The organism is Chitinophagaceae bacterium (assembly GCA_016717285.1).
Taxonomy (GTDB): Bacteria; Bacteroidota; Bacteroidia; order Chitinophagales; family UBA10324; genus JACCZZ01.
Genome location: JADKFU010000004.1, coordinates 47,851 through 69,731, shown reverse-complemented (window position 1 = coordinate 69,731; position 21,881 = coordinate 47,851). Strand labels below are relative to the sequence as shown.

At 42.2% G+C, this 21,881-nt stretch carries 19 protein-coding genes; 11 read left to right on the top strand and 8 right to left on the bottom strand.

Translation table 11 applies throughout. The features are described from left to right. The first annotated feature begins 7 nt into the window (after positions 1-7). Together IPO83_05650 and atpG are read left to right on the top strand one after the other, a co-directional pair. On the top strand, positions 8-1,615 hold the full coding sequence (locus IPO83_05650; GenBank protein MBK9730755.1) for a F0F1 ATP synthase subunit alpha: 1,608 nt from the start codon (positions 8-10) through the stop codon (positions 1,613-1,615). A gap of 42 nt (positions 1,616-1,657) precedes the next feature. Beyond that, positions 1,658-2,536, top strand: coding sequence for an ATP synthase F1 subunit gamma (gene atpG, locus IPO83_05645; GenBank protein ID MBK9730754.1), 879 nt, complete (start codon positions 1,658-1,660; stop codon positions 2,534-2,536). A 980-nt stretch (positions 2,537-3,516) separates the two neighbouring features. On the opposite strand, the gene IPO83_05640 is transcribed toward atpG, so the two are convergent. Next, on the bottom strand, positions 3,517-3,909 hold the full coding sequence (locus IPO83_05640; protein MBK9730753.1) for a GxxExxY protein: 393 nt from the start codon (positions 3,907-3,909) through the stop codon (positions 3,517-3,519). A 181-nt stretch (positions 3,910-4,090) separates the two neighbouring features. Continuing rightward, on the bottom strand, positions 4,091-6,124 hold the full coding sequence (locus IPO83_05635) for a tetratricopeptide repeat protein (protein ID MBK9730752.1): 2,034 nt from the start codon (positions 6,122-6,124) through the stop codon (positions 4,091-4,093). Positions 6,125-6,722: 598 nt separating this feature from the next. On the opposite strand from IPO83_05635, the gene IPO83_05630 reads away from it, so the two are divergent. Then, entirely contained in the window at positions 6,723-8,147 is a 1,425-nt protein-coding gene (locus IPO83_05630) for a gliding motility-associated C-terminal domain-containing protein (GenBank protein MBK9730751.1), read from the top strand. Between the two features lie 114 nt (positions 8,148-8,261). Here IPO83_05630 and IPO83_05625 read toward each other — a convergent pair whose 3' ends face one another. Then, the gene (locus IPO83_05625; GenBank protein MBK9730750.1) at positions 8,262-8,864 is read right to left on the bottom strand and encodes an OmpH family outer membrane protein; all 603 of its coding nucleotides are present in this window, start codon (positions 8,862-8,864) and stop codon (positions 8,262-8,264) included. A 323-nt stretch (positions 8,865-9,187) separates the two neighbouring features. Beyond that, positions 9,188-9,739, bottom strand: a complete 552-nt coding sequence (locus IPO83_05620; GenBank protein MBK9730749.1) for a DinB family protein — start codon at positions 9,737-9,739, stop codon at positions 9,188-9,190. 91 nt (positions 9,740-9,830) lie between these two features. Between IPO83_05620 and IPO83_05615 the strand changes: the two genes are divergently transcribed. Both IPO83_05615 and IPO83_05610 read left to right on the top strand, forming a co-directional pair. Then, positions 9,831-11,060 carry a sterol desaturase family protein gene (locus IPO83_05615; GenBank protein ID MBK9730748.1) on the top strand — a complete coding sequence of 410 codons (1,230 nt, stop codon included), beginning with the start codon at positions 9,831-9,833 and terminating at the stop codon, positions 11,058-11,060. Further along, positions 11,057-11,776, top strand: a complete 720-nt coding sequence (locus IPO83_05610) for a lysoplasmalogenase (protein ID MBK9730747.1) — start codon at positions 11,057-11,059, stop codon at positions 11,774-11,776. The genes IPO83_05615 and IPO83_05610 overlap by 4 nt, the downstream gene beginning before the upstream one ends. Before the next feature lie 9 nt (positions 11,777-11,785). Here the strand turns inward: IPO83_05610 and IPO83_05605 are convergent, their stop codons facing one another. Then, complete coding sequence (locus IPO83_05605) at positions 11,786-12,532, bottom strand: energy transducer TonB (protein ID MBK9730746.1); 747 nt, start codon at positions 12,530-12,532, stop codon at positions 11,786-11,788. A gap of 118 nt (positions 12,533-12,650) precedes the next feature. On the opposite strand from IPO83_05605, the gene aspS reads away from it, so the two are divergent. The 5 genes from aspS to IPO83_05580 all read left to right on the top strand — a co-directional run bounded on the left by aspS (position 12,651) and on the right by IPO83_05580 (position 19,812). Next, entirely contained in the window at positions 12,651-14,423 is a 1,773-nt protein-coding gene (gene aspS, locus IPO83_05600; protein ID MBK9730745.1) for an aspartate--tRNA ligase, read from the top strand. Between the two features lie 239 nt (positions 14,424-14,662). Continuing rightward, complete coding sequence (gndA, locus tag IPO83_05595) at positions 14,663-16,054, top strand: NADP-dependent phosphogluconate dehydrogenase (protein ID MBK9730744.1); 1,392 nt, start codon at positions 14,663-14,665, stop codon at positions 16,052-16,054. 7 nt (positions 16,055-16,061) lie between these two features. Further along, entirely contained in the window at positions 16,062-17,573 is a 1,512-nt protein-coding gene (zwf, locus tag IPO83_05590) for a glucose-6-phosphate dehydrogenase (GenBank protein MBK9730743.1), read from the top strand. Positions 17,574-17,577: 4 nt separating this feature from the next. Further along, positions 17,578-18,318: a 6-phosphogluconolactonase gene (pgl, locus tag IPO83_05585; GenBank protein MBK9730742.1), complete on the top strand. Its 741-nt coding sequence runs from the start codon at positions 17,578-17,580 to the stop codon at positions 18,316-18,318. A gap of 69 nt (positions 18,319-18,387) precedes the next feature. After that, a complete protein-coding gene (locus tag IPO83_05580; protein MBK9730741.1) occupies positions 18,388-19,812 on the top strand; it encodes a M20/M25/M40 family metallo-hydrolase in 1,425 nt (474 codons plus the stop codon). An 18-nt stretch (positions 19,813-19,830) separates the two neighbouring features. On the opposite strand, the gene IPO83_05575 is transcribed toward IPO83_05580, so the two are convergent. The 3 genes from IPO83_05575 to IPO83_05565 form a co-directional block, all read right to left on the bottom strand. Next, entirely contained in the window at positions 19,831-19,998 is a 168-nt protein-coding gene (locus IPO83_05575; GenBank protein ID MBK9730740.1) for a hypothetical protein, read from the bottom strand. Positions 19,999-20,024: 26 nt separating this feature from the next. Further along, on the bottom strand, positions 20,025-20,576 hold the full coding sequence (locus IPO83_05570) for a hypothetical protein (protein ID MBK9730739.1): 552 nt from the start codon (positions 20,574-20,576) through the stop codon (positions 20,025-20,027). Between the two features lie 82 nt (positions 20,577-20,658). Further along, positions 20,659-20,871 carry a hypothetical protein gene (locus IPO83_05565; GenBank protein MBK9730738.1) on the bottom strand — a complete coding sequence of 71 codons (213 nt, stop codon included), beginning with the start codon at positions 20,869-20,871 and terminating at the stop codon, positions 20,659-20,661. Between the two features lie 185 nt (positions 20,872-21,056). Between IPO83_05565 and IPO83_05560 the strand changes: the two genes are divergently transcribed. Next, entirely contained in the window at positions 21,057-21,869 is an 813-nt protein-coding gene (locus tag IPO83_05560; GenBank protein ID MBK9730737.1) for a LytTR family transcriptional regulator DNA-binding domain-containing protein, read from the top strand. The last annotated feature ends 12 nt before the right edge of the window (positions 21,870-21,881 follow it).

The window sequence follows — 21,881 nt, the reverse complement described above, 5'->3', positions numbered from 1 at the left end:
AAGCATTATGACAGACATCAGACCGGAAGAAATCTCCGCCATCCTTCGCGAACAGCTCAGCGGTTTTAATACCTCCGCACAGCTCGAAGAAGTGGGAACCGTATTGCAGATAGGTGATGGTATTGCCCGTGTTTACGGACTTACCAATGTGCAGGCAGGTGAGTTGGTACAGTTTGAAGAAGGAACCCGTGCTATTGTATTGAACCTTGAGGAAGATAACGTTGGTATCGTGTTGATGGGTAGCGGAGAAACTATCAAGGAAGGAGATACTGTTCGTCGTACCGGAAAGATTGCTTCCATCAGCGTTGGTGAAGGAATGGTAGGCCGTGTGGTAAATACACTTGGCGATCCGCTCGATGGCAAAGGTCCGATTGAAGGCACCTTGTATGAAATGCCGCTGGAAAGAAAAGCACCTGGCGTATTGTTTCGTCAGCCGGTAAAAGAACCATTGCAAACGGGTTTGAAAGCTATTGATGCGATGATACCGATTGGTCGTGGGCAACGTGAGTTGATTATCGGCGACCGCCAAACCGGAAAGACTGCTATCGCGATAGATACAATTATAAATCAGCGTGAATTTTACGATCGCGGAGAACCTGTGTTCTGCATTTATGTAGGCATCGGACAAAAGGCTTCTACAGTTGCCAACGTGGCAAAAGTTTTGGAAGAAAAAGGCGCGCTTGCCTATACAGTTATCGTTGCCTCCTCAGCTTCCGATCCTGCGCCGTTGCAGTTTTACGCACCGTTTGCCGGTTGTTGTATCGGTGAGTATTTCCGTGATACAGGCCGCGCTGCATTGATCATCTATGATGATTTAAGTAAGCAAGCTGTTGCCTACCGTGAAGTTTCCTTGTTGCTGCGCCGTCCACCGGGACGCGAAGCTTATCCTGGCGATATTTTCTACCTGCACTCCCGTTTGCTGGAACGTGCTGCGAAGATTATTGAATCGGATGATGTGGTTAAGAACATGAATGATCTTCCTGAATCTATCCGTTCGATGGTAAAAGGTGGCGGATCATTAACTGCATTGCCGATTATTGAAACGCAGGCTGGAGACGTATCCGCATATATTCCTACCAACGTAATTTCCATCACCGACGGACAGATATTTTTGGAATCGAACTTGTTCAACTCCGGTGTGCGTCCTGCTATCAACGTAGGTATTTCTGTAAGCCGTGTGGGTGGTAATGCTCAGATCAAATCGATGAAGAAAATTGCAGGTACGTTAAAGCTTGACCAGGCGCAATACCGTGAATTGGAGGCCTTCTCCAAATTCGGTGGTGACCTTGATGCTGCTACCAAAGCTGTAATTGATAAAGGTGCGCGCAATGTTGAAATCCTGAAGCAGAAGCAGTTTGCGCCGATGTCAGTTGAAAAACAGATTGCCATCATTTATCTTGGTACGCAGGGCTTGCTCGGTAACGTTCCCGTTAAGAGAGTGAAGGAATTTGAAGAAGCCTTCCTCAACGTGATGGACGCGCATCACAAAGATGTGCTGGAAGATTTCCGGAAAGGAAACCTGAGTGATGCTAGTATAGCGACCATCAAGAAAGTAGCGAAGGATGTTGAAGTAGCATACGTAGAAAATAAGGCTGGTGTTGTAAAAGGAAAATAACTCAGTTACAAATTCATTTTCCGGCAGTCAAAGCATTAACAAATGTCTGGTCAGTTAAAAGAAGTCAGAAACCGAATCAAGAGCGTACAGAATACGCAGCAGATCACCAAAGCAATGAAAATGGTGAGTGCAGCGAAACTGCGCAAAGCAACAGATCGCATCGTGCAGATGCGACCATTTGCCAATAAGCTCAATGAGCTGATGAGTAATATTGCATCTGATCCTGGTGTGGTGATTCAACTGGCACAGGAACGTGAGATAAAGAATGTATTGCTTGTAGTGGTTACTTCCGATCGCGGTCTTGCTGGTGGCTTCAACTCTACTACGATAAAAATGGCGCTGCAAACCATTCATGAAAAGTATGCAGAGCAGGCGAAGGTTGGTCGTGTAACAGTTCTTCCCGTTGGAAAAAAAGCCAATGATGCTTTTAAGAAGTTGCCTTATAAGATCAATTCTGATTATGCCCTCATGTTCTCAACGCTTGACTTTGTGCATGCGTCAGGAACAGCAGAATGGCTGATGAACGCATTTAAAAATAATGAGTATGATGTGATTGAGATTGTATATTCACAATTCAAGAATGCAGCTACACAAATATTTCAGGTCGAACGGTTTCTTCCTGTTGCGAAAGCCTCAAAAAGTAAAGGAAGTGCGTCTGTCAATTTCATTTTCGAACCTGATCAGGAAGAACTGGTGAATGAGCTGATTCCTAAAATCCTCAAGACTCAATTCTTTAAAGTGTTGCTGGATAGTAATGCCTCTGAACATGGTGCCCGTATGACAGCGATGGACAAAGCAACTGATAACGCGAAGGAATTGCTCAAGGATCTTTCCATAAAATACAATCGCGCCCGCCAGGCCGCTATCACTACAGAGCTCACAGAAATTGTGAGTGGCGCCGCTGCATTAACCGGAAATTAAAAAATCAAATTTGACATTAAGGCACGGAATACACGGAGCTATATTTTCCGTGTTCATTCATGTTTCCGTGGCGATTACTATGCAATACCTATTTGAAATCCGTGATTTTGTTGTAGAAGAGTTTGCCACGGAGGCACGGAAATACACGGAGCTATTTTTTCCGTGTTCATTCATGTTTCCGTGGCGATTACTATGCAATACCTATTTGAAATCCGGGATTTTGTTGTAGAAGAGTTTGCCACGGAAGCACGGAAATACACGGAGCTATTTTTTCCGTGTTCATCTGTGCTTCCGTGGCAAATATAATTTAATGCCATTTTGAAATCCTTGATTTGTGGGAAATAGAGTTTGCCACGGAGGTGCTGAAATACACGGAGCTATTTTTTCCGTGTTCATCTGTGCTTCCGTGGCAAATATAATTTAATGCCTATTTTGAAATACTTGATTTGTGGTAATGGGATTTGCCACGGAGGCACGGAAATACACGGAGCTATTTTTCCGTGTTCATCTGTGCTTCCGTGGCAAATATAATTTAATGCCTATTTTGAAATACTTGATTTGTGGTAATAGGATTTGCCACGGAGGCACGGAAATACACGGAGCTATTTTTTCCGTGTTCATCTGTGCTTCCGTGGCAAATATAATTTAATGCCTATTTTGAAATACTTGATTTGTGGTAATAGGATTTGCCACGGAGGCACGGAAATACACGGAGCTATTTTTTCCGTGTTCATCTGTGCTTCCGTGGCAAATATAATTTAATGCCATTTTGAAATCCTTGATTTGTGGGAAATAGAGTTTGCCACGGAGGCACGGAAATACACGGAGCTATTTTTCCGTGTTCATCTGTGCTTCCGTGGCAAATATAATTTAATGCCATTTTGAAATCCTTGATTTGTGGGAAATAGAGTTTGCCACGGAGGCGCGGAAATACACGGAGCTATTTTTTCCGTGTTCCTTCGTGTTCCCTGGCAATGAATTCAAAAGATTACTCGCTTGATATCCAGCTTCACCCTTCCGAAATTAAGAATCAATCCCACTTTGCACCCTGAGCATTTCAGGTAGTTGATGGTACGAGCTAAATCATCATCTGCAATTTCGCTTTTTGCTTTCACTTCAAGAATCACCTTATCAAACACTACAAAGTCCGCATAAAATTTATGCGGCAGAATAATGTCTTTGTAAGGAATAGCGTATTCCTTTTCGCGCTGATAGAAAATTCCACGTTTTCTTAATTCATATTCATAAGCGTCTTTGTACACTATTTCAAGAAACCCAAATCCTAAAATTCTGTGAATCTCCATTCCCACGCCGATGATGATATCTGTTTCATCTTTTAATGGAAAGTTTTCAATTCTGATAGTTGTTGACATACGATCAATTTTATATAGTGAAATGATAGAAAATATAAACAAAGATAAGAAGCGCGTATAAATTTAAAATGAATTACTTTTTTGCCGGAAAGATTTGTTTCGGCACGAAGAAACAGAAAAGCGCAGAAATATATTTTCATGTCATGTGAAGCAATTAAAATGAATAGGCAGTTAATCCGGTCTATATCTGCATCTGTTGTAACAAAGCTTGATAGTTTGCATTTCCCGCGTGATACTGTTTAAGCATACGGGCGGTTTCCTGTGCTTTAGGAATATTATTTTGTTGCATGTACAAAATGGTGATTGCATATAAAACATCACCATCTGTTGGATTGATTTTCAACGCCTGCAAAAATATTTTTTCAGCTTCAGGTGCTTTACCCGCCTGTTGCAAAAACAGTGCATAATTATAATAAACTCGGATGTTGACAGAATGCAAGTCAATCGCTTTTTGAAAAGCTTTTTGAGCTGCTTCAGGCTGCTTTAGCTCAACATACAATAAAGCAAGGTTATAATAAATGACATCACTTGCCGGCTCTGCTTTTTGTGCCTCAAGTAATTGCTGCAATGCCTCTTCATTTTTACCGCGTTCATTTAATGTCGAAGCAAGGTTCACACGCGCAATTGCCAGCAGATTGTCTTTTGCAATCGCGATAGTATAAAATTTTTCGGCTGCATCAAGGTCATGCAGGCGCCTGTAATAATCACCAGCCTGTACATTGCCTTGCGCAAAATCTGTTTGATAGATAATAAACCTTTCGTACTCACTTCTTGAATTACTAAAGGCGTTCATATAGGAAGTAGGAACCTGATTGTCGGGTAATGTGGTGAATAATTCTGCCGCTGCTATACGTACAGCCAATACCTTGTCTTGTAATAAGGGAGCAGCCGCATTTATCCATAATGCCGGGTCGTAGCCAAAGAGTCCTTTAAGAGAACGGTATCGGACATCAGCAGAAGTGTCACTGAGGTATTTCAAAAGTATTGGGCCGCTGTTTTCGGTGTTGAGTCTGCTGATGTAATCAAGAGCAGTAGCACGCACGATATTCGGAACTGCAGTATCGCCGGCTAATTTGCTGAGATGTGCTTCGCTGTTTGCATTCAACTGACTGCCGGGAATAAGGTCTTCAGCAAAATGGTATTTTCTGACAGCACCGAAATTCTTTTCGATTGATTGTGCTGCCCATGTTGCAGTCTTGTCTTTATGGCAACTATTGCAGGTATTCGGTGTGCCATATTTTACCGTTAAATCCGGACGTGGAATCCGGAAGCTGTGATCATGACGAAGATCAACACCCATGTATATTTTTGATGGCATATGACAATTGATGCAACTGCTGCCTTCACTGCTTTCCGCATGCATTGTATGTGTGGGAAGATTGTATTTGGCAGGTGCATGACACTGAGAGCAAACTTTGCTTCCTTCAAGCTTCAGGTTACCGCTGTGAGGATTGTGACAATTCGAGCACATTACACCACGGTGGTACATTCTGCTTTCAAGAAAAGAGGTGTAGTTGTAATCTTCATCATTCATCTGACCATCAGCAAAGAAAAAAGTATTGGTGGGCAGCTCCGCAATAAAATCGTTCATGAATTCGCGACCGGGCAAAACAGCGCCTGTAATATCAGCCCGCCTCGCATGGCAATAACCGCAAGTATTCACTTGTTGTATCTGGCCTTCTGCTTTGGTCATGTGCAGCATTGATCCGGCCAATTTTTTATCAGTCTTGTAATTGCTGCTGTTGATATAATCGATATGCAACTTTCCGGGACCATGACACGATTCACAGGTTACATTCACTTCATTAAATGTTGTTTTGTAAGTGTCACTGACCTGATCATATCCTTTCTGCACATTGGTGCTATGACAACTGGCACACATCGTATTCCAGTTCTGTCCGTTGCCAGTCCAATGCAGCCAGTCTCCGGCAGGAATTTTTTGTCCTGCATATTGATGAAACCATTTTTTGTTTTTTGTATCCCAGCTCGCTCTCGTTGACTGCATTCTTCCGCCTGGAAATTCTATCAGGTACTGTTGCAAAGGCGTAAATCCAAAAACGTACTTCACTTCGTAGTCATAATATTTTCCGTCTTCACCTTGTGTATTGATGAAGAACTTTCCATCCTTTTTAAAAAAACGGGAAGTAACACCGTCTGCTGACAGCACTGCATTATTAAAGTTTCCATATACCGTAGAATCATTTGCAAGAAGCATTGCCTTGTAATGATGAGAAGTTATCCATTCGGAATGCTCTTGCGTGTGGCAGGACTGACAGGTAGTGCTGCCGGCGTATGCGTTCTTTTCTGTTATGATTGCTTTTTGCTCAACCGGTTTGCATTTTTCGGTAGCAATAATTGCAACAAAAGCTAAAATAAAAACGCATAAAGTTATCCGGCTTTTCATTGATTCACGGTTTAAAAATAATGTCTCTTTATGGTCCGTTCAAATGGTTCAGTCAAATTTAGTTTTATTCTTAAAGATGTTGCATTATAAGGGGGAAGAGTGGTTTTTCCTTGCTGCAAATGCATCCGATTGTCACTAGAATTTGAAAGAGCCGAAAGGAATAATATATCTGATCACAAACCGGCAGCGGAAATTTCCCCCCCCGCAGCGGAAAAATTCGAATTGTAGAATGGAATTATTGTTTCGGAAAAATTTTTATCTATGAAAAAACTTCTTTTACCATTTGTTGCACTAATCGCATTATGGCAATCTTCAGATGCACAGATGCTAAAGAGTTGAAACAAATTGAATCGAATTATTTTCATGTTCGCCCGTTTACCCGCCCTTGCGTATCTTTAGTGGAAGGAGTATGCAAACGAAAATATTTTTTCTTTTCATTGGATTGCTTACCGGATACCGGTCAGGTGCTCAGATAATCATCACATTCACCATTGACGTTACGGGCTTTGAAGTAGGAACCGGAGGCATGCATATTGCCGGACAGTTTGCTACAGATAGTTCAATCAGTATTACTGAAGACTGGGCGCCCGGAGTAACAGGCAGCGCTATGACACTCTTGTCAGGTTCAGCATATCAGCTCAACGTCACTTTTCCATTCAGTGCAGCAGGTAAGTTGCTGGAGTTTGAATTCGTGCGCGATAGCACTTGGAACAATGCTTCAGGAGATGTAAGCGAAGGAAATCCTACCGACTGTTGTCTTGATCTTACTTGTGGTGTAAGCGATCAGAGCGGTGGAATCAATCGCATCATAACAATTCCTGATTGTTCAGGCACCTATAATTGTGCCTGGAATATTTGTTCGGATCTGATAGCTGCTCCTACTCCGGCCATTACTGTTACACCCGGCAATGTCTTGATCTGTAAAGGAGACTCCATACAACTCAATGCTTCAAGTATTGCAACTGTTAATTGGCAAGCTGATGCTACTTTGAGTTGTTGGCAGTGTAACAATCCCATCGCTTCGCCTGATACTACCACCTACTATTATGTAACGGCAACAATTGGCAACTGTGTGGCAGCGGAATCCATATTCGTTGAAGTTGTTGTTCCTACCGTGAAAGCTTCTTCCGATACACTTTTATGCAATGGCGCCTCAGCACAATTGAGTGCAACCGGCGAAGGAAACATTTCGTGGTCGCCTTCAGCAGGTTTGAGTTGTACGATGTGTGATAATCCGGTTGCCTCACCAACTTCCACCATCCTGTATTATGTTTCTGCTGCGGCTGGAAGTTGCCTCGTGAAGGATAGTATTTTAATAACGGTAGATGCAATCAGCATCAACGCAGGTAATGATGAGCAACTTTTGCTTGGCGACAGTGTCCAGTTAAATGCTGACGGCGCCTCACAATATTCGTGGCAACCACCGGACGGATTAAGTTGTATTGACTGTGCTTCGCCGGTTGCTGTTCCGATAGTTACTACCACTTACACACTTACAGGCACTTCTGAAAATGGTTGTAAAGCAATTGATGAACTTACAATTGAAGTGATCGTGCCTTGCGATGGAATTTTCTTTCCCAATGCTTTCACACCAAATGGTGATGGTCGCAATGAAACATTCGGTCCGATCAGCGACTTGCATCCTCCTATAAAAGCATTCCGGATTCATAACCGTTGGGGACAGTTGGTATTTGAATCAAACAACTTCAGCGGTCAATGGAACGGCAATTTTCACGGTGAGCCGCAACCGCTTGGCGCCTATGTTTATGATTTAGAACTAGTATGTGACGGAGGAACTGTTGTATTGAAAGGTCTGGTATCACTGATCAGGTAACCACGGGAATTTTCTGAGTAAACTTTGGCAGGGTTTAATCCGTGTAGTATCCTTGATGTTTGTTGCTGTAAACCCTGCTAAAGTTGACGACAATTCCACGGTAACATCTCTCATCTACTTTTTCAATCTTGCATTCATACCAACAATTGCATCTCCGGTAATATCATGCTGCGGTTCTGCATACAATACCTGTCCGCCTTCCACCACTGAAAGTATCACTGAATATTTACCGGAAGCATTGTAATCGTTGATGAAAGAATCCAATGAATCCTTCAGCTCTTTGTTGAACAGATCCAGTTGGTTTTGAAGATCGCCGCTCAACTGACTTTGCAGTTGTTGAATATCAGCTTGTTTTTTCTGCAGACTTTGCTCTGTTTCCGCAAGTTGTTGCTGCGTCATGGTAGAAGCCTGTTGCTGTGCTGTTGCATATTCTTTTTGCAGCTCCTGTCCTTTTCTTGCCAGCGTGGATTCCATTTGTTTTTGCTTTTGTTCGAGCTCTTTTTTCTTATTCACGAACAAAGTGTAATTGTTTTGCATCGAGTCAATATTGATCGTTGCAATGCGTGCAACAGTTGTTGTACTGGTATTTGAAGTTACAACCGGTGCATTTTCAGAACTTGTAGCTGCCGGAGCATTACTTCCAAGCTGAATAAACAGCAGTGCAGCAGTAATAACAGTGAGTACAACATTCCAGGCAATGAGCAGGGATGATTTCATGAAATAGTTTTTTTGCAAAAGTAAGGGTTGAATCTAAGTGTTGCTATACTAATTTTAGATACTTTTTCTGGAACGGTGGAAAACAAATTGTCGCAGTCGGACTCATGACCGCAGATAAGCTGATCATGATTTTCAAGCCAATGAATATCTTTTTAAGAAATCATTTCCACACAAAGGGTAAAGCATGCAAAATGGATACTCCTCAGTTTTTCTTTGCGGGCTTAGCGCCTTTGCGCGATTGATTTTAAAGTCCATTTTATATAAACCACTTTCCCAACTACAATTTAGTATGCAACCGCTGGAAGTGTTGGAAATCTTTTTTTTCATTTGTTCCCTTTCATTGCGGTAATTTCTTTCTTCAGGCGATTGATTTGAGGCAAGTGATGATTAAAATGATCCTGGAAGAACTGCATCATTTGAATGACATTCAATCTTCCTGCACGTGGATGCTTGTAGATCTCACGGCTGATGAGATCTTCCGGCAGGTTTTCAAGAAAGGATTTCATCTGAACGCGTGTTTCATTCCAACGTTGAAGCACTTCTTCAAAGGGCAGGTTTTCCGAAGCGGCTGCCAGCACTGCCGGAGCTTTCCATTTATAGCCTGACCTTAAAAACAGCGAAAGTGCTTCCGAACGAACAGTTGCACTCAACCCTGTTTTGTGAACTGATTTTCCACCCTGCATTTTTTTAGTAGCGTAAGTGATGGAGGCGCGTTCAGAAAATTGTAAATGGTTGAGCACCTGGTTCACCGACCACTTGTCAGCGTTAGGTTTGAATTGAAGAGATCCTTTTTCTAGTTTTTTTAAGTCGTCCATTAATTTTACGCGTGAGACTTCCAGCGCATTGAATTGGCGTAGCAGTTTTGTTTTTTGCATGGTTGAAAATAGTGAAACGCTGACAATCTGACTTTCAAGATTGCAATCCTCTCTTTTTTGTCGTCTCAGTTTTCATGTTTAAATTACCACCATGCCGCTCAATCCCATCGTACTTTCAATCCCCATTTTCTTTATCCTCATCGGTATTGAAATTATTTATGATCGCATCACGCACAAACATCTTTATCGCTTGAATGATGCCATCAGCAATATCAGTTGCGGCATTTTTGAACAGATCACTGGAACCTTTGCAAAGGTATTTACAGTGGCTTTATATGCAGTGGTGTATGATCACTTTCGCTTTTTTACAGTGCCTGATAAATGGTATTGGCTGGTGATTCTTTTTCTGGGCGTTGATTTTTTTTATTACTGGGCACACCGGATGAGCCATGAAATAAATTTGTTCTGGGCAGGTCATGTCGTACATCATCAGAGTGAAGAGTATAATCTCTCCGTAGCGTTACGGCAGGGTGCTTTGCAAAAAGTTTTTACTTCGGGTTTTTATCTGCCACTGGCCTTGTTTGGATTCAACCCTGCCTGGTTTTTGTTGCTGGCAGCTTATAATACTTTGTACCAGTTTTGGATTCATACGGAAGCCATTCGAAATCTCGGCCCATTGGAATATATTTTCAATACACCTTCACATCACCGTGTGCATCACGGTAGAAATCCGCAATACATTGATCGGAACCATGCAGGTACCCTCATCATTTGGGACAAACTGTTTGGAACTTACCAGCAAGAAGAAGAAAAAGTAGTGTACGGCATCACCACGCCAACGCAGCGCTGGGATCCTGTATCGGCTCATGTGAGTCCGTTTACAAACATGTGGAATGATTTGAAACTCGTGAAGGAATGGCCGGATAAAATCAGGTTGTTGTTTATGAAACCCGGTTGGTTACCTCTAAAATATGGTGGCTATCGCAAACCCAAAGTAGTGCAGGTGGAAAGCTATGAGAAATTCAATACGCAGTTGAACCGTGAAATGAATAGGTACCTGCTTGTACATTTTCTGCTGATACTCGGCGGCGCTTCTTTTTTTCTGTTTAATCTCTCCAACCTTTCTTCATCGGATCAAATGGTGATTGCTGCACTCATCACATGCTCTGTAATGTCAAGTGGTTTTTTGTTTGAAGGAAAATCAGGGGCTACACTGTTTGAAAGTATCAGACTGTTGTTAACCGGAGCAATCTTATTATTTATGCTGAAAAATGCAACGGCATTTACAACCATTGCGGTCTTGATTGCTGTTATAGTATTACTTTCTGTTTACTGGATACAGAAATTTTATCAAGCTCCACTTTCCAAAATAAGTGCATGATGACCAGTAAACTATTTTCCTTTCAGGCATTTTTTATTCTTGCAGGAATTCACCTGGTCGCCATACTTTGCGGTGAGTCAATGAATCAATTGGCAATGGTTACCAAGCCATTGTTGTTGCTGATGCTGATCATCATTTTTTATCTTCAATCAACAACTGCTCCTGTTACATTTCGAAATTTTGTGCTGGCTGCACTTTCCCTTTCCTGGCTGGGTGATGTGTTATTATTATTTCAGGAACAGCATTCAGATTTTTTCCTCGCAGGTCTGATTAGTTTTCTCGCAGCACATATTTGTTACATTCTTGCATTCAATAAAACTTCAGTTCGCCATTCGCAAACAATACTCCGGCAAAAGCCATGGCTGATAGTATCGTTCATTGGTTATGGTGCGTTTTTTTTCTTCCTGATAAGAAATGGACTTGGCAATATGCTCGTGCCTGTAATGGTTTACATGGCCGTGATTTTATGGATGGGAATTGCAGCTTTGAATCGATTCCGCCGTGTTGAATACAATAGTTTTGTTTTGGTGTTTGCAGGTGCATTGTGTTTTATGACGAGTGACTCTCTACTAGCCATCAATAAATTCGCAACACCGTTTCCAATGGCGGGATTCCTGATCATGCTGACTTACATTGCAGCCCAATATTTAATCTCGAAAGGCAGCCTGAAACAAATTGCATCGGAGAACATGAAAACAGGTGCGCCCAATTTGTAAGTGGTATCACTACTTCGCCGGAAAAAAAATACTGATGCTCATTCTCACGCGCTTATCCTCATTCTTTATTTGTCCCGGAATCCACGTCGGCATCAATTTTACTACTCTTACAGCTTCGCTGCCACAATCACCTCCAATGTCTTTTTTTACTTTCACTTCACTAAGCGAGCCATCTTTTTCCACCACGGCTGATACAGTTACTATTCCTTTGAGATTATTTTTTTTCGCGGCAGCAGGATATTTTAAATTCTGCGCAATAAAACTTTCCATCGCTTCCTTGCCGCCCGGATATTCCGGCATCACAGTGGCGGTCTCGTAAATTTTTGTGTCTTCCACCACTGCAGCAGTATCATTCAAATTGTTGGAAGTATCTTTTGGTGTTTCACTTACATTTTCTTTTTCAGGCCGCTGAATGGTTTCAATAAAATACCTGAGCCAATATTGACCTGCACGATAATCAAAAGTCATTTCTTCCGGTGAGAAGGTAGCGGTAGCCGCCTGGTCATTCGGATCAATCACCTCGTAGGTAAAGATGTTTTCCTTGCGGGATTGTTTGGTGATTTCAAGATAAAGGTTAGTGGGTCCTTGCGAGATCGTTATCAGCGAACTGTCGATGCCGATTGTAGAGGAAGTGTTTCGTGTGGAGCGGTTGACCATGTCTGACCATCTCGAACAGGAGAGCACATATTCCTGCGCAGATAACTGTTGTAAAACCATCAACAGGCAGGTTGCGGAAATCAGCAATGATTTTTTCATAATTCGATAAATGAAGCAGTAAAACTACGTTGCGGCAGAACAACAGTGCAAAGTTTTTTCAACGGTAGTAAAAAACTACTTTTGCCATCCGGTTTTTACTTTTAACAATAAAATTTTTATGTACAGAACACATACCTGCGGTGAATTGCGATTGAAGGATGCAGGTTCATCAGTAACCCTTGCTGGTTGGGTACAGCGGATCAGGAACTTCGGCGGCATGCTCTTTTTGGATATACGTGATCGTTATGGTATAACACAACTGGTATTTCCTACAGGTTCACAGACAAATAATCCTGAAAAAAGCGCTGCAACAGCAGCAATGGCCAATGAACTCGGTCGCGAATATGTGATTGTTGTATCGGGAAAGGTAATGGAGCGCTCTGCTAAAAATGCAAACCTTACTACCGGTGACATTGAAATAGTTGTTGAGCAACTTGAGATTCTCAATGCCGCCAAAACGCCTCCTTTCACGATAGAAGATGATACGGACGGCGGTGATGAATTACGAATGAATTACCGCTACCTCGATTTAAGACGCGGGCCGAACCAGTATAATTTATTGCACCGCCACCAGGTGGCGCGTGCTGTTCGTGAATATCTTGACGGACAAAATTTCGTAGACATAGAAACGCCGCACCTGATTAAATCAACTCCGGAAGGAGCACGTGATTTTGTGGTGCCATCGCGGTTGAATCCCGGACAATTTTATGCCTTGCCACAATCACCGCAAACATTCAAGCAATTATTGATGGTGGCAGGTTACGACCGGTATTACCAGATCGTTCGTTGCTTTCGAGATGAAGATTTACGACAAGATCGTCAGCCTGAATTCACACAGATCGACTGTGAGATGGCTTTTGTGCTGCGTGAAGATGTGCTGAACATGTTTGAAGGCATGGTGAAATTTGTTTTCAAAAAAGTGCGTGGCATTGAGTTACCTGATTTCCCACGAATGAGCTACGATGATGCCATGCATGATTACGGAAACGACAAACCTGACATTCGCTTCGATATGAAATTTGTGTACCTGAAAGAAGGGGATATGAATGTAGTGGGCGGAAAAAATTTCAAAGTTTTTGATGATGCTGAAATCATTGCTGGTATTTGTGCTAAAGGATGCGCCGATTATACGCGCAAACAATTGGATGAGTTGACTGAATATGTGAAACGTCCTCAGTTAGGCGCTAATGGTTTGGTTTACATTCGCTGCAATGCGGACGGTAGTTTCAAATCTTCCGTTGATAAATTTTATGGTGCAGATGATTTGAAACTTATAGCAGAAACATTCAATGCTGCCCCGGGGGATTTAATTTTGGTGCTTGCCGGCACTACCGCGAAAACCTGTAAAGCACTGAGTGAACTACGTCTTGAAATGGGCAATCGTTTAGGTCTGCGGAAGAAAGAAGAATATAAGCCATTATGGGTACTCGATTTTCCTTTGTTTGAGTATGATGCAGACGAGAAACGCTGGAATGCAATGCATCATCCGTTTACTTCCTGGAGACCTGAAGATGAATCCTACTTTGCATCAGATCCCGGAAAAATAAAGGCCAACGCATATGATATCGTGTTGAACGGTGTTGAAATAGGGGGAGGTTCAATCCGCATTCACAAGCGTGCTCAACAGGAACAAATGTTCAGTATGTTGGGATTGTCAAAAGAAGAAGCACTCGAAAAATTCGGGTTCATTCTGAAAGCATTTGAATTTGGTGCACCACCACATGGTGGCATTGCGTTCGGCTTCGATCGTTTCTGTTCTATGACTATTGCCAACCAGGAAAACATCCGTGATTTTATCGCCTTTCCAAAAAACAACATGGGAAGAGACATGATGCTGGATGCTCCGGGAAACATTGATGAAAAACAAAAAAAGGAACTCGGTCTGAAATAGCGGGAAACATCATTCTGGTTTAAGACAGGACAGTTATTGCTCTTTCATTGAAGGAGCTACTCCCTATCATTTCTCTTCGCAATCAATAAGCTGATCTATTCTTCGAAATGACAAAGTTGTTGTTCCTCCACCTTTCATGCTGCATCTGACTGCAGATCAATTGCAATAGGAGCGAAGAGTATCAGTATATTTAGCCCGAATTAAACTTCCAAATCTTGTCTGCACCTTATGATTTCGGTATGATCGGCCTTGGTGTTATGGGCTGTAACCTTTTGCTCAACATGGCTGATCATGGTTTTGCCGTTGCAGGCTTTGATCTGGATGCAACAAAAATTGCTGCATTGGAAAATTCTGCTACTTCCGGCACTTCAGTAAAAGGTTTTCCAACGCTTGATGCTATGATTGCATCACTTGCACTTCCCCGTAAATTAATGATGCTCGTACCTGCGGGAAAACCGGTTGATGATGTGCTCAACAATTTGCTGCCGCTATTACAAATAGGTGACGTGGTGATTGACGGTGGCAATTCGCATTATACAGATACACTTCGCCGGGTGAAATTTATGCAGGAAAAAGGCATTCACTTTATAGGAATGGGCGTTTCCGGTGGTGAGCAGGGAGCCCGTACCGGTCCCAGTATCATGCCCGGTGGTGATCGGGAGGCTTATGCAATCGTTCAACCTGTGCTGGAAGCTGTCGCAGCTAAAGTAAATGGAAATGCCTGTGTTGCTTACCTGGGAAAAGATGCTGCAGGTCATTATGTGAAGATGGTTCATAACGGCATTGAATATGCCATCATGCAACTGATCAGTGAAACATATTGGTTGTTGAAACACACCATGAATTACAACAACGATCAGCTGCATACAGTATTCAAAAGCTGGAGTGAAGGACCCATGCAGTCATTTTTGCTGGAGATTACTGCGGATATTTTTTTGCAACCGGATGATAAATCCACTAACCGGTTAATTGACAGTATTCTTGACAAAGCCGGATCCAAAGGCACGGGTAAGTGGACTTCCCAGGACGCGATGGATCTTCCTGTTCCCATTCCGGTGATTGACATGGCAGTCTCTATGCGTGAACTTTCTTCATTTAAGGATGAGCGTAAACAAATCGCTGCGCTCTATCCAACAGGCAAAGAAATGGATCTGGCGACAATAAATTTTGTTACACAATTACATGATGCCTTATATTTTTCAACGATCCTTTGTTATGTGCAGGGACTGGCCATGCTGCAAAGTGCTTCTTCCATTTTGAAAATGGATATTCCTGTTGATGAAGTGGTGCGTGTGTGGAGAGGAGGATGTATTATCCGTTCAGCTTTGCTCGAAGTTTTTTGGAAAGTCTTTCAATCAAATTCACAACTGACTAACTTATTGATGGATGAAAACGTCGCAACATTACTTCGACCCAAAGAAGAAAATCTTCGTGCAGTAATTATTGCAGCCACTCAGCGAGGCTTACCTGTCGCTGCGTTGATGTCAGCTCTGGCTTACTTTGACAGTTACCGCAGTGCATTACTGCCAACAAACCTCATACAGGCGCAGCGTGATTATTTTGGAGCGCATACCTATCAACGAACAGATAACAACGGCACCTTTCACACTCAATGGAATTCACAAGTTTAAAATAACCATGCAACTAATAAATCGTCCAAAACCCACCATCCTATTCATATTTGGCGGAAGTGGTGACCTCAATTACCGCAAGCTTTCTCCTGCACTTTACAATTTGTTTTTGGATGAAATGATGCCCGAGCAGTTTGCGATTGTAGGACTTGCCCGTGCACCTTTCAAAGAGGTTGCGTATCGCCAAAGACTGCTGGATGGTGTGAAGAAATTTTCCCGCAGGAAAAAGGAAATCAGTAAAAAATGGAAGGAATGCGCACAACACATTTCTTACCTGCAAATGGATGTGACGGATAGTAAATCATATTCAAAAATATCAGCTATTATTGAAAAGTATGAAAAGGAGTGGAAGACAAAACCTGTTGTGGTTTATTACATGGCAGTAGCTCCGCAATTAGTCTCCACCATTGTAACCCACCTCACAAAATTAAAGCTGTGTGATGATGCAAAATTTACGCGGGTGGTGGTGGAAAAACCTTTTGGTCATGATTTACAAAGCGCACAGGCATTAAATCAACTGCTGCTTGGAATACTGGAGGAAGAACAGATCTTTCGCATTGATCATTTTCTTGGAAAAGAAACCGTGCAGAATATTCTTGCCATGCGATTTGCCAATACATTGTTTGACCCCATCTGGAACAGGTATTATATTGATCATGTTCAGATCACTGCAGCAGAAGCCGTTGGCGTTGAAGGCCGCGGTGCTTACTACGATCATTCAGGTGCTTTGCGTGACATGGTGCAGAACCACATGTTGCAATTGATCTGCATGGTGGCCATGGAAGCTCCTGTTGCGTTTGATGCCAACGAGATAAGAAATAAAAAAGTGGATGTGCTGAATGCGATCCGGAGAATCTCTAATGATATGGTGCATGAAATGGCGGCGCGCGGACAATATGCAAGTGGTACTTTAGATGGGAAAAAGGCAGCAGCTTACAGAAGAGAAAAGGAAGTCGCGCCTAAATCAAATACGGAAACTTTTGCTGCTGTAAAATTTTATGTAGACAACTGGAGATGGGAAGGCGTACCATTTTATGTGCGGACCGGAAAATACCTGCAACGTAAAACCACCATTATCACTTTACAATTTAGACCCACTCCGCATTTTGCATTTCCACCCGAAGCCGCCGACACTATGCGGCCCAATCGTGTCACCATCAGTATTCAACCGGAGATGGATATCCGCATCCGCTTCCAGTCTAAAAGGCCGGGTCAATCCATGATTCTTGATCCGGTGGATATGGTGTTCAATTATCATGATGCGTATGCTGGCAATGAACCGGAAGCATATGAAACACTGCTATTGGATGTAATGCAAGGTGATGCCACGTTATTTATGCGATCTGACCAGGTGGAAGCTGCCTGGAAGGTGATACAACCCATTTTAGACGTGTGGGAAGAAAGATCGACAGTTGATTTTCCTAACTATAAACCAGGTTCTTGGGGCCCTGAAGATGCGGAAGCATTGATAGCACGGGATGGCCGCAATTGGGTCACACTGCCATCAAATGAGGACTGATGAAATGAATCCCCGCTCATCCGTACAAATACATATCGGGAAAGATCCCGTTCAACTGTGTAAAAATTTAGCAGAATGGATTATTGAATGCATTGCGGATGTGCTGCGATCACGTGATCATTTTAACCTTGTTTTATCAGGTGGCAACACTCCCAGACAATTGTATGAATTGCTGGCACAATCTCCCTACCGGGAAAAAATAGCCTGGTCTCAACTGCATATTTTTTTTGGCGATGAAAGATATGTTCCATTCGACGATAAACGGAACAACGGAAGGATGGCGCAAGACGCGCTTCTTAATCATGTTGCAATTCCTTCTTCACAAATCCATTACCTCCGCACTGATCTGCAACCTGAAGAAAGCGCTGCTGAATATGAAACTATCCTGAAGTCACTATTCAGTGAGAAGGAAATTTCATTTGACCTCGTATTATTGGGCATGGGTGATGACGGACACACCTTGTCACTTTTTCCCGGCTACGAAATAATTTTTGAGAAAGAGCGCTGGGTAAAATCAGTGTATAATATCGAACAAAAAGAACAGCGGATTACGCTTACAGCACCAATCGTGAACAAGTCAGCCAGCATTGCTTTTCTGGTAACAGGCATACAAAAATCAACAACCATCAAAAGTGTAATACAAGGAAATAACGATCCCGAAAAATTTCCATGCCAAATCATTAAACCAATAACCGGATCGCTGCATTGGTTTATAGATGAAGCAGCGGCTTCTTTGATTTCATGAGTCAAGGTCAGCACTTTGATTATTTTTGGATCCAATAAATTAATACCGATGACGCCAATGATCTGTTCCATGAAAAACAATAGAACTTCCGGTTATCTGAAAACAAAGAGGAAAATTCTTTTGCAGAAAACGATTGCAATTATATTTGCTTTGCTGATGAGTGCTTCCGTCTCTAAGGCTCAGGTTATCGACTCTGTCACCATCCGCAATATTTTTAATCAGGCCCTCACCAAAGGAGAAGCATACAAAAATCTGGAAGTGCTTTGTCGTGATTATGGAAAAAGACTAGCCGGTTCGCCCGGAGCTGCAGGTGCAGTCAATTACACGCAGCGCTTAATGCAGCAATATGGTTTTGATTCTGTCTGGTTGCAACCCTGCATGGTGCCTCATTGGGTGCGTGGTGAAAAGGAAACTGCATATTACATCACCAACAAATCAGAAAAGAAGGAACTCACGATTTGCGCATTGGGAAATTCAACAGGCACCGGCAATAAAGGAATTATTGCTCCTGTGATTGAAGTAAAAAGTTTTGCGCAACTCGATTCGTTTGGCAGAAAAAATATTGAAGGCAAAATCGTTTTCTTCAGTCATGCGATGGATCAGACAAAGATCAGAACTTTTGAAGCTTATGGTGAAGGTGTGCAATTCCGTTGGGGCGGTGCAGCAAAAGCTGCTAAATATGGAGCAGTGGGAGTGATGGTACGCTCTGTTGGGACTTCGCTGGACGATTATCCGCATACAGGAGCAATGCATTATGAAGATACAATTCCAAAAATTCCGGCCTGTGCAGTAAGTACATTGGACGCAGAAGAATTAAGTGCACAAATCAAGCGTGACCCTGCTACTAAAATTTATTTCCGTCAGAATTGTGAGATGTTGCCTGATGAGCCTTCTTTTAATGTAATAGGTGAATTAAGAGGTTCAGAAAATCCGAAAGAATTCATCACGGTAGGTGGTCACCTTGATGCCTGGGAAACAGGTGATGGAGCTCATGACGATGGCGCCGGCGTAATGCAATCAATCGATGTTTTGTATTTGTTTAAATCGCTGGGCATTCGACCGAAACATACGATTCGTGCAGTGATGTTTATGAATGAAGAGAACGGAAGTCGCGGCGGAATCAAATATGCTGACGAGGCAAAGGCTAAAAATGAACAACATTTGTTTGCCATTGAATCGGATGCCGGTGGTTTTGAGCCACGTGGTTTTTCATTTCAGGGAGATAAAACTGCCATTGAAAAAATAAAAATATGGCAACCATTTTTTCTGCCGTATGGAATATATGACTTTGAAAATGGAGGCAGCGGTGCAGATATCGGTCATCTGGAAGGCAACTGCAAAGTGTTGTCCGGATTAATGCCGGATCCTCAGCGGTATTTTGATTATCATCATGCTGCAAGTGATACTTTCGATAAAGTAAACCGGCGTGAGCTCGAACTTAGTGCTGCCGCCATGGCAGCATTGATTTACCTGATCGATAAATATGGATTGTAAAATTCATGCTTGTCGGAATCAGGCATCTTTGCCTTTTCTTCCGGCAGCGCCGTCTTTCTGAATTTGTGCTTTAGCATCCGTTGCTTTGACTTTCCGGCTGTCCAGGTCGTCTCTTATTTCCGGCCTCGGTTTCTTGGTAACACTTTGTTTATTCTGTTTGCTCATCTGATCTCTTGATGATTTCATATTCATGTTTTGTGATGGTTAAAAAATTAAAGTTGCTCTTCAATATCATCTGAATTTTCTTCCAGATCATCATGACGGTCGCCTCCAATGCTATAGGTATTGTTCTCTTCGTCTTCAGAACCAACCATCTCATCGTCATCGTCCAGTTCACTGCCCGGAACATCGAGATCTGAACCGGCCATGTCAACAGGCGCTGTTCGTTTTTGTAAAAGCAAATCATCTTCATCCGAAGTGTTTATTTCATCACTTCCAAGCGCTAAAAAATCTGCCTCTGTAAGATCTGCTTCACTTTTGCCTTCGTTATCTTCCGTTTCCTCCTCCTCCTCATTTGTTGTCGCGGGTTGATTTGCTGAAGCATTATTTTTATTTTTTTCAAGGTTTAAGGCAACCGTTTCAGGGGAAAAATTTTCCTCATTTAGGTCGGTTTTTTCCATATCATTTGCCGGATTCATAATATCTTCTGAAGCCGGATATGGGGGATAAGCAGGAGAATCTTCACCCCCTGTCTTTTCATTTGATTTTGTTGATTTCGATTCATTAGTTTTTACTGAAGTTGGTTTTACAGTTTGATTTTTCATGGTCGCTATTTTTATAAGGTTAGGTAAATGATGAAGTCAGGGTTTGTAAAATGAATGGTCAGAAAAAAATTTAACTAACAGACTATTTTTTTTCCCTGCTAAAAAGTAATAGACCTGCACCGGCAACAATTAGAATAACACCGGTTACGGGCGACCAATAAATGGGCGTCCGTTCTTCCTTTTTAATTTCAAGAGCACCAATGTCCACTACTTTTTTCTTAGTGATAAGCGTGAAGCCCGTAAAAGCGGTCATCAAAATGCCTATGGCGAGAACTGCAATTGCTAACGTTTTCATATGCTTTGTTTTTTAGAAGAATAACTTCCTATAGAAAAATACGAACCACAATTTGATGGTTAATGAAATAGATGGACTGGAAACTGATTATTTTATAAAAAAACGCTCACATCAGTCTATTGAGCTGCGGTATATTGTAACCTGATTTTCAATTCAGGAATAAATATTTTTACAAAAAAATTTCCTTGTTCAAATCCCGTCCATATCGCTATAATGATGTAAGGCTGTTCATCGTACTTATTCCAATTATTGCGGCCATCAATTATCATCTTACCTATGTCAATATCCGTTTAGATTGGTTCCTGGTACTTACTTTTCTAATTGATACACAGCAGGGTTATGTCGGCTGGCTTTGCTGCAGAGCGGTCATTATTTATCTCGATCGTGTTTATCCTTATCAGCGCAATACCACAAAGCGGATTGTTATTCAAACAATTACCAGTTCTGTTGCGGGAGTGACTGCCATCATTCTGCAAACAATGCTGGTGAATTGGATTTTTACAGATCATCCGATGCCGGTGTCCTTTTTTACCGTAGATGTTGTCATTATTTTCATTTGGTTCCTTGTTGTAAATGGTATTTACATTGGCTTGCACTACTATACTATGTGGCAGGATACGGAAGATGCGCGTTTGCAGGAAAAACTCGTCCGGAGTGAAGGTTTCATGGTTAAGTTTGGTAAGAAAAATATTTCCATACCCTTTTCAGAAATTGCCGGGTTCACCATTGAAAATGAATATGCCGTTCTTTCTACCACTCAATCCAAAAATTACTACCTCGACGAATCGCTGGACATGGTGGAACAAAAGCTACCACCTGAATTTTTTTTCCGGCTGAACCGGCAGTCTATCATTCACCGTCAGATTGTCACCGGCTTCGATCGTAGCGAGAATGGAAAGATCAATGTACTTATCAGGTCGAATGAAAATTTTCCCAATACTATATCAGTGAGTCGCTTGAAGGCGCCAGCTTTTAAAACATGGTTTCAACCCGCTTAATGGCTGCATTTC

Excerpts from the sequence above, each read along its gene's own strand:
- IPO83_05625 (MBK9730750.1), bottom strand. The coding sequence starts at position 8,864 with ATGAAATCATCCCTGCTCATTGCCTGGAATGTTGTACTCACTGTTATT.
- IPO83_05570 (MBK9730739.1), bottom strand. The coding sequence starts at position 20,576 with ATGAAAAATCAAACTGTAAAACCAACTTCAGTAAAAACTAATGAATCG.
- IPO83_05565 (MBK9730738.1), bottom strand. The coding sequence starts at position 20,871 with ATGAAAACGTTAGCAATTGCAGTTCTCGCCATAGGCATTTTGATGACC.
- pgl (MBK9730742.1), top strand. The coding sequence starts at position 17,578 with ATGAATCCCCGCTCATCCGTACAAATACATATCGGGAAAGATCCCGTT.
- gndA (MBK9730744.1), top strand. The coding sequence starts at position 14,663 with ATGATCGGCCTTGGTGTTATGGGCTGTAACCTTTTGCTCAACATGGCT.
- IPO83_05640 (MBK9730753.1), bottom strand. The coding sequence starts at position 3,909 with ATGTCAACAACTATCAGAATTGAAAACTTTCCATTAAAAGATGAAACA.
- IPO83_05605 (MBK9730746.1), bottom strand. The coding sequence starts at position 12,532 with ATGAAAAAATCATTGCTGATTTCCGCAACCTGCCTGTTGATGGTTTTA.
- atpG (MBK9730754.1), top strand. The coding sequence starts at position 1,658 with ATGTCTGGTCAGTTAAAAGAAGTCAGAAACCGAATCAAGAGCGTACAG.
- IPO83_05615 (MBK9730748.1), top strand. The coding sequence starts at position 9,831 with ATGCCGCTCAATCCCATCGTACTTTCAATCCCCATTTTCTTTATCCTC.
- IPO83_05580 (MBK9730741.1), top strand. The coding sequence starts at position 18,388 with ATGAAAAACAATAGAACTTCCGGTTATCTGAAAACAAAGAGGAAAATT.
- IPO83_05650 (MBK9730755.1), top strand. The coding sequence starts at position 8 with ATGACAGACATCAGACCGGAAGAAATCTCCGCCATCCTTCGCGAACAG.
- IPO83_05575 (MBK9730740.1), bottom strand. The coding sequence starts at position 19,998 with ATGAAATCATCAAGAGATCAGATGAGCAAACAGAATAAACAAAGTGTT.
- IPO83_05635 (MBK9730752.1), bottom strand. The coding sequence starts at position 6,124 with ATGCTTCTTGCAAATGATTCTACGGTATATGGAAACTTTAATAATGCA.
- IPO83_05610 (MBK9730747.1), top strand. The coding sequence starts at position 11,057 with ATGATGACCAGTAAACTATTTTCCTTTCAGGCATTTTTTATTCTTGCA.
- IPO83_05620 (MBK9730749.1), bottom strand. The coding sequence starts at position 9,739 with ATGCAAAAAACAAAACTGCTACGCCAATTCAATGCGCTGGAAGTCTCA.
- zwf (MBK9730743.1), top strand. The coding sequence starts at position 16,062 with ATGCAACTAATAAATCGTCCAAAACCCACCATCCTATTCATATTTGGC.
- IPO83_05630 (MBK9730751.1), top strand. The coding sequence starts at position 6,723 with ATGCAAACGAAAATATTTTTTCTTTTCATTGGATTGCTTACCGGATAC.
- aspS (MBK9730745.1), top strand. The coding sequence starts at position 12,651 with ATGTACAGAACACATACCTGCGGTGAATTGCGATTGAAGGATGCAGGT.